This is a genomic window from Rothia sp. HMSC076D04 (assembly GCF_001814645.1).
In the GTDB taxonomy this organism is placed as follows: Bacteria; Actinomycetota; Actinomycetes; order Actinomycetales; family Micrococcaceae; genus Rothia; species Rothia mucilaginosa.
Genome location: NZ_KV817369.1, coordinates 257,560 through 264,630, shown reverse-complemented (window position 1 = coordinate 264,630; position 7,071 = coordinate 257,560). Strand labels below are relative to the sequence as shown.

General features: G+C 60.3%; 6 protein-coding genes. 2 read left to right on the top strand and 4 right to left on the bottom strand.

What is annotated here, in order from left to right:
• The first annotated feature begins 548 nt into the window (after nt 1–548).
• Nucleotides 549–977: a hypothetical protein gene (locus HMPREF2980_RS05540; RefSeq protein WP_070690636.1), complete on the top strand. Its 429-nt coding sequence runs from the start codon at nt 549–551 to the stop codon at nt 975–977.
• Between the two features lie 121 nt (nt 978–1,098).
• Nucleotides 1,099–2,700, top strand: a complete 1,602-nt coding sequence (locus HMPREF2980_RS05535; protein ID WP_070690634.1) for an LssY C-terminal domain-containing protein — start codon at nt 1,099–1,101, stop codon at nt 2,698–2,700.
• 139 nt (nt 2,701–2,839) lie between these two features.
• On the opposite strand, the gene HMPREF2980_RS05530 is transcribed toward HMPREF2980_RS05535, so the two are convergent.
• The 4 genes from HMPREF2980_RS05530 to HMPREF2980_RS05515 all read right to left on the bottom strand — a co-directional run bounded on the left by HMPREF2980_RS05530 (nt 2,840) and on the right by HMPREF2980_RS05515 (nt 6,839).
• Nucleotides 2,840–3,481 carry a DsbA family oxidoreductase gene (locus tag HMPREF2980_RS05530; protein ID WP_070690631.1) on the bottom strand — a complete coding sequence of 214 codons (642 nt, stop codon included), beginning with the start codon at nt 3,479–3,481 and terminating at the stop codon, nt 2,840–2,842.
• A 186-nt stretch (nt 3,482–3,667) separates the two neighbouring features.
• Nucleotides 3,668–4,990, bottom strand: a complete 1,323-nt coding sequence (gene clpX, locus HMPREF2980_RS05525; RefSeq protein WP_210399291.1) for an ATP-dependent Clp protease ATP-binding subunit ClpX — start codon at nt 4,988–4,990, stop codon at nt 3,668–3,670.
• Between the two features lie 500 nt (nt 4,991–5,490).
• A complete protein-coding gene (locus HMPREF2980_RS05520) occupies nt 5,491–6,180 on the bottom strand; it encodes an ATP-dependent Clp protease proteolytic subunit (RefSeq protein ID WP_012903382.1) in 690 nt (229 codons plus the stop codon).
• A gap of 5 nt (nt 6,181–6,185) precedes the next feature.
• On the bottom strand, nt 6,186–6,839 hold the full coding sequence (locus tag HMPREF2980_RS05515) for an ATP-dependent Clp protease proteolytic subunit (protein ID WP_005505718.1): 654 nt from the start codon (nt 6,837–6,839) through the stop codon (nt 6,186–6,188).
• Between the last annotated feature and the right edge of the window lie 232 nt (nt 6,840–7,071).

The window sequence follows — 7,071 nt, the reverse complement described above, 5'->3', positions numbered from 1 at the left end:
CGGGGAGGTACCGTAATTTCGGTACCTCCCCGCCTCGCTTATCTACACTCCGTGCAACTCCGGTGGGCACCGATGCCAGCGGAGCCCCTATTGCTCTATTCTTTTCTTTCAGCCGAAAGGAAATTTGTTATTTTTTCATGCATAAAATCTCGTTCTCAACGACCACTCGCAATGCAGGCCTTCCGGCTCCGTGCGCCTCAGCTATAACACCCCCGAATCCCCCGCCGAATCCCCTGGACCTGGGGATTTATCTCCCAGATAGCCCTTCTCCCCTCCCTATTATGTGGGGTTGAAACCCTCTCATTGCAGATTATTGCGTTTGTGTGCATATTTTTTGGGTTCCCCAACCGCTAATCAACCTTATTAGATTGACGGTCACTTTTTTGTATGATGGTTTGCGAGGGTTCCCCTCAATTCACTTCACTTCAGCGAGCGCACGCCACCGGTACGAGCCAATAAGCCGACCAGCCACACCACTACCCACCGCCGGGGTGCGATGTCGCATCCCGACCCTACCCGCGCGCCATGGCTGGCGCGTACGACCGCTCATGATTCCCCATTCAGCATCAGAACACACCCCTGCGAGGCAGGCGAACTACTCCGCCCCCTCACCCGCGAGGCAGAGCTCTCCCACCCCGGTAACGGCTGACGCCCCCTCAACCGACACCCCGAGCCAGGACCAGCTCCAGCACTACCTCTCCGTCCTCGGCGAATACATCCGCCAGGCACGCGAACACGCTCAGACGCTCCACGATTCTTACACCAACGAGGTCTATGAGCTCTGGCACGAACACATCACCTACTCCGCCGCCGCTGATGAGGCCAGTATCGCCTCCGGCACCCTGAGCGCCGCCGAGCTGGAGGAGCTAACCCGCAAGTGGGTGCGCCTCATGCGTGAGGGTCGAGACATGCTGCACCACGAGACAACCATTGCCGCAGACCGGGCAATTGTGCAGGACGGCTTCCCCCTCAACTAGCCCCCCTCCGGAAAAGACCTCGGGCCATTCTCCTCCGTGGGCCTTCCGCAACCGGGGCTCCCGCGCAACGAGCTTTTGGTATAGTTTTCTGGCACCAGTTCAGCGCACAGAAAGGGCGCGCATGTCCCACCCGAAACGCATCCTACGTCCCACACGTAGCGAAGTTGCGCCGCCGGTTACGTCGCCGCCCGTCTACCGCGGCGATATTGACGCGCGCGGCACGGCGCAAAACCTCGTCCCGCGCAGCTTGTGGGTCGATTTCTGGGACACTCTCTTCTTCATCTTTGCCGGTGTGGCCTCCGTCGTGCTGACCTTCATGATTCTGGCGAATACGGTTGGCCATTCTTTCTGGGGTTTCCCCATTGCCTTCATTTTCTGGGCAGTCACCGCGTACCTGACGCTACCGCGTTTTCATGCGATCATGACCCGCATATACGTGCCCGACTACTTTATTGGGCGCACCCGCACCCCGGACGGTCGGCTCGGTGACCCGGTCAATATCGGTCTGATTGGTACCGAGGAGCAGATTCACCAGGTCATGCAGGACGCCGGCTGGACCCGCGCTGACGACGTCACCCTCGTCTCCTCCTGGAAGATTATTATCTCCACCATCACCCGCCGTTCCTACGCGGAGGCGCCCGTCTCCCCGCTGAAAATTTTTGGTAAGACGCAGGCTTTCGCCTACCAGAAGGAAGTGGACGGCAACCCCGAGAAGCGCCACCACGTGCGCTTCTGGAAAACCCCTGACGGCTGGCTTCTGCCTGGCGGTCACCAGGTGGATTGGTTGGCGGCGGGCACCTACGACTCCGGTGTGGGTTTCAGCTTCTTCACCCTGCAGGTCACGCACCGCATTGACGGTGAAACCGACTTTGAACGCGACTACATTGTGGAGTCCATTCAGTACGCTCACCCGGAAACTCACGTTGAGATTCTGCACGATTTCTCCTCCGGCTACCACGCCCGTAACGGCGGTGGCGACGCGATCCGCACGGACGGCGCGCTCCCGGTCATCGTGCTGAACAATGAGGGACTGGAGCCGCAGGAGCAGGAAGAAATTCACCTCTCCAGCGCGCACGACCTGGCGTACCGCATGCCGCTGAGCCTGCTGGTCGGTTCGGGTATGCTCATCGCCGTGACCCTCGCCGATATTGTCAACAGCGTCATTCTGGCGCTCAGCCGACCGGCCCTGCGAGCCAAGCTCCTCGAGGAAGGATCCGGCGACGATCTTGATTTGCTGAGCCTATTCGATCAGGTGGATAGCGACGTGCTGCTGACCATCACCAGCGCGGTGTTGGTGGGCTTCGTAGCCGTCTATTCTGCGGCCCACCTCTTCCTGCTGTGGAGCACGCTGCGCGGCTCCTCCAAGGCTCGCCGTCTGGCCCTGCTACTGACGGCGCTAAACTTCATGGCGATTACCGGCGGCGTGCTGTGGGGGCACCACTCCCTGCCGCTGTCCACGATTTTCTTCCAGCTGGGCGTTGCGGTGTTCGCAATGTTGGCGTTCACCTCGGACGAGGCGGTCCAGTACACCGCGACCCGCACCTTCCACATGCGCGACACGAAGATTGTGCAGCGCGCGACGCACCCGAAGGTTCTGGAGCACAGGGCTCAGCGCAAGGCTCAGAAAGCGCTGAAAGCGCAGAAGATGCACAATGCACAGAAGGCGCACAATGCGCAGAAGGCGCACAAGGCTACCTCTGCAAGTAGCGCTCACCGCGCGTAGATCGTACGTTTCAGCGCAACATAGTGAATAGAAAAGTACCGCCCGGTCAGTACATGACCGGGCGGTACTTTTTTGCTCTGCAGCCGCAGACTCTACCGAGCCTGCGGGCATGCAGGATTCTCAGCACATTGCAGGCTTCTTAGGCTTCGCCCTTTTCGCCGTGGAAAATCGGGCCCACGTTACGGGGGCGCTTGAGCTCAAAGAAGCCGGGGTAGGAAGCCAGCGCCAGGGCGCCGTCAAAGAGCTTACCAGCCTCTTCACCGGCGGGGCTCGGGGAGATGACCGGGCCGAAGAAAGCGGTGCCGTTAATGGAAATCAGCGGAACACCCACATCGGTGCCACCCACGGTCTCCAGGGCGAGGTCCAGGGATGCGCGCATCTGCTCATCGTACTGGTCGGTGAAGGCGACATCCACCAGCTCTGCGGGCAGGTTGACCTCAGCCAGCGCCTTGACGATCGCGTCGCGGTAGGAATCAGCCTTGTTGCTGTTGTGGTGAATCTGCTCGCCCAGAGCGTCGTAGAGGGGCTTGATAACCTCGTTACCGTGCAGCTCGCGCACGGCGGTGATGAGGCGGGTCGGCGCCCAGGACTGGTCCATCATTGCCTGGTAGTCGGCGGGCAGCTCGCGGCCCTGGTTGTGCATGGACAGGGAGAAGGGGCGCCAGGTCACCTCAACGTTGCGGACCTTCTGCACCTCACCAATCCAGCGGGAGGTAATCCAGCACCAGGGGCAGATCGGGTCAAACCAGAAATCAACCTGTGCGGGTGCGTTCTCAGCCATGAGTGTTCCTCTCTCATACGGTTGCGCCAGCCGCTTCTATGAGCCGGCGCTTATTCTTCGGTACACGCTCTTCAGCACACACCCTTCAGCACATGCCAGCGAGCGGTACCTGCTAGTGAGCCGTCACCCCGCATAACCGGGGCGACGGCTTCTTTATTCCCTAGCCTGTCGGCTGGAAGTATTCGGTTATGCCGCCTGACGGTCCGCGTCCTTCAGGGAGGTGGCCTTCGCCTCCCCCTTCACGGTGCGGGTGGTCTCGGTTTCAGGGTCGGGCGCCTGCAGCACGTAGCGAGGCTCCGCGCCGTTGAGCACGGTGTCCTCACCAATCACAATGGACACCACATCGGTGCGGTCCGGAATCTCGAACATGACCGGCTGCAGAATCTGCTCCATCATGGAACGCAGACCTCGGGCACCGGTACCGCGCTCAGCGGCGAGGCGGGCAATCGCGGCAATTGCCGCATCATCGATAATCAGTTCCACACCGTCCAGGGCAAAAAGGTGACGGTACTGCTTGAGCAGCGCGTTCTTCGGCTCGGTCAGCACGCGAGCCAGCTCTTCTTCATTGAGCTCGCTCAGGGTGGAGATGACCGGCAGACGGCCGATCAGCTCGGGAATGATGCCGTAGTGCGCCAAATCCTCGGGCATAATCTGATCCAGCGGGTTCTTCACGGAACCGCCCAGCTCGGCGCCAAAACCGATACCGCCGGCACCCACGCGGGCCGCGATGCGGTCGTCAATATTGTCGAAGGCACCAGCCACGATGAAGAGAATGTTCGAGGTATCAATCTCAATGTTCGCGTGCGCCGGGTGCTTGCGGCCGCCCTCCGGCGGTACGGTCGCCACGGTACCCTCAATAATCTTCAGCAGCGCCTGCTGCACGCCCTCACCGGACACGTCACGGGTGATGGAGAGGTTCTCGCCACCCTTACGGGCAATCTTGTCGATCTCGTCAATGTAGATGATGCCGCGCTGAGCCTTGGCAATATCGCCGTCAGCGGCGTTAATGAGGCGCAACAGAATGTTCTCCACGTCGTCACCCACGTAACCCGCCTCGGTGAGGGTGGTTGCGTCAACCAGGGCGAAAGGCACATCCAGCTTCTTCGCCAGGGTTGCCGCCAGGTAGGTTTTACCGCAGCCGGTCGGGCCGAGCATCAGAATATTCGACTTGCCCAGCTCCACCTGCTCCCCCGCAGTCGCCGAAAGAATGCGGGAGGTCAACACCGGGTTATCAATATCGTGGATGCGCTTGTAGTGGTTGTACACCGCCACCGCCAGGGTGCGCTTCGCCGCGTCCTGACCGATGACGTAGTCGTTGAGGTAGCTATAAATTTCGCGCGGAGTAGCCAGCTGAGGCGCGGGCGCAGCGGCGGAGGTTTTTACCTTCAGACGCTCTTCAGCGAGAATCTCTTCGCACAGCTCCACGCACTCGTCGCAGATCGAAACGTTCGGACCAAGCACAATCTTAAAGACCTGCGCGCGAGTCTTCTTACAGAAGGAGCATCGCATGCTGGCGTTGGGCTGTTCGGGAGGCACAATGACGTCTGTGGCCACGAAGATTCCCTTTCGATCGGCGTGGTGAAATCGGTGCAGAAGGGTCAGTGACCTGATATCTGCGGTGATTTCTCAGGAGGGGCACCGGCGGGTGGTGGGCGCCGTGGTTTGAGTGAGAAACCGGTATGAAATACTCGAATTTTCTCCCTCTCTAAGGCTACCGGAGTTCACCCCGGAACTCAGAATTACGCACCGCAAATGAACGGACTTACCGGGCATATGACAAAGCGCGTCTTTTATGACGGCGGCGGGGCTGATACTCCGGCATATGACGGTAGGCTGTGACGCTAAAGCCCGACAAGAAAGCGCAGGTCAACGCAACATATCAGCCTGCCTTGCCGTACCCCTGGCGGGCGCAAAAAGGGCGGCACCGCACCGCGCACCAGCCCGAAGGCTCGCACACGAAGCGATGCCGCCCCTCCCCCGAAAAACGCTCGGGGATATTCCTCAAAACTTTAGGTGTGGGAAATAGCGGTGTTGGTCGCAGGCTTACGCAGCTTACGAGACTCCAGCACCTTATCGACCAGGCCGTACTCCAGGGCAGCAGCCGCAGTCAGAATGTTGTCACGCTCAATGGAGCGGTCAACTTCCTCGTAGGTCTTGCCCGAGTGCAGTGCCAGGGTCTGTGCAGTCCACTCACGCATACGCATAACCTCGTTCGCGTGAATCTCAATGTCAGATGCCTGACCGCCCTGCTGACCGCTCAGCGCGGGCTGGTGAATCAGCACGCGAGCGTTCGGCAGTGCCAGACGCTTGCCGGGGGTACCGGCAGCCAGCAGAACCGCCGCAGCGGATGCCGCCTGGCCCAGGCACACGGTCTGGATCTCGGGGCGGATGAACTGCATGGTGTCGTAGATGGCGGTCATTGCGGTGAAGGAGCCGCCGGGCGAGTTGATGTACAGGGTGATGTCACGCTCGGGGTCCTGTGCCTCCAGCACCAGCAGCTGAGCCATGATGTCGTCAGCGGATGCGTCGTCCACCTGGGTGCCCAGGAAGATGATGCGGTCCTCGAACAGCTTTGCGTACGGGTCCTGACGCTTGTAACCGTAGGGGGTGCGCTCCTCGAAGCTGGGGAGCACGTAGCGGTTGCTCGGCATAGCCGGCGCCGAGGTGGTGATATCGTTCGGCAGGTAGTTCATATGCATCTCCCTTATGCGTTCTTCGATTCGGGCAGCTTACCGGCGGTGGTCGCAATGTGGTCGAAGAAGCCGTACTCCAGGCCCTCTTCCGCGTTGAACCAGTTGTCGCGGTCGTTATCCTTCAGGATGGTTTCCAGGCTCTTGCCGGTGCGCTCAGCGGTAATCTCTGCCAGGCGCTTCTTCATGTCCAGAATCAGCTCAGCCTGGGTGCGGATATCAGATGCGGTACCGCCAATACCACCGAGGGGCTGGTGCATGAGGATGCGGGCGTTCGGGGTTGCGTAGCGCTTGCCGATGGTGCCTGCGGTGAGCAGGAACTGACCCATGGATGCTGCCATACCGGTCACCACGGTCACCACGTCGTTCGGGATGAGCTGCATGGTGTCATAGATAGCCATGCCGGCGGTGACGGAGCCGCCGGGAGAGTTGATGTACAGGTAGATGTCTGCCTCGGGGTCTTCAGCCGAGAGCAGCAGCATCTGGGAGCAGATGAGGTTGGCGTTGGAGTCGCGCACCTCGGAGCCGAGCCAGATAATGCGCTCCTTCAGGAGGCTGTTGTAGACGTAATCTTCCTGGGCACCAACGATGGGGGTTGCCATAGACGGCGCGGGCGCCACGCCGGCTGCCTGGGAGGCGCCGATGGGCAGAGGCATGTAGCTGGACATTCTTCCTCTTCTTCTCTAATGGGTCTTCGCTGCATCTTTGCGCGATTTACGCGCCGGAGCGCACGCGAAAAGTTTCGTTGCTACTACCTTACCGATAGTTGCTCTCCCCCGCTTCCCTTCGGGTTGTTCGTTCGCCAGGGGGTGAAGCAGAGGCGATAACCTCGGTACGGAATAACTTGAGAACGGAATAGTTTGGGGTAAAAAGAGCCTCAGCGGGCACCCAACCGGTAAT

What these genes read in the sequence shown, in the direction of transcription:
- clpX (WP_210399291.1), bottom strand. Translation starts at nt 4,990, where the DNA reads ATGCGATGCTCCTTCTGTAAGAAGACTCGCGCGCAGGTCTTTAAGATT.
- HMPREF2980_RS05515 (WP_005505718.1), bottom strand. Translation starts at nt 6,839, where the DNA reads ATGTCCAGCTACATGCCTCTGCCCATCGGCGCCTCCCAGGCAGCCGGC.
- HMPREF2980_RS05530 (WP_070690631.1), bottom strand. Translation starts at nt 3,481, where the DNA reads ATGGCTGAGAACGCACCCGCACAGGTTGATTTCTGGTTTGACCCGATC.
- HMPREF2980_RS05535 (WP_070690634.1), top strand. Translation starts at nt 1,099, where the DNA reads ATGTCCCACCCGAAACGCATCCTACGTCCCACACGTAGCGAAGTTGCG.
- HMPREF2980_RS05520 (WP_012903382.1), bottom strand. Translation starts at nt 6,180, where the DNA reads ATGCATATGAACTACCTGCCGAACGATATCACCACCTCGGCGCCGGCT.
- HMPREF2980_RS05540 (WP_070690636.1), top strand. Translation starts at nt 549, where the DNA reads ATGATTCCCCATTCAGCATCAGAACACACCCCTGCGAGGCAGGCGAAC.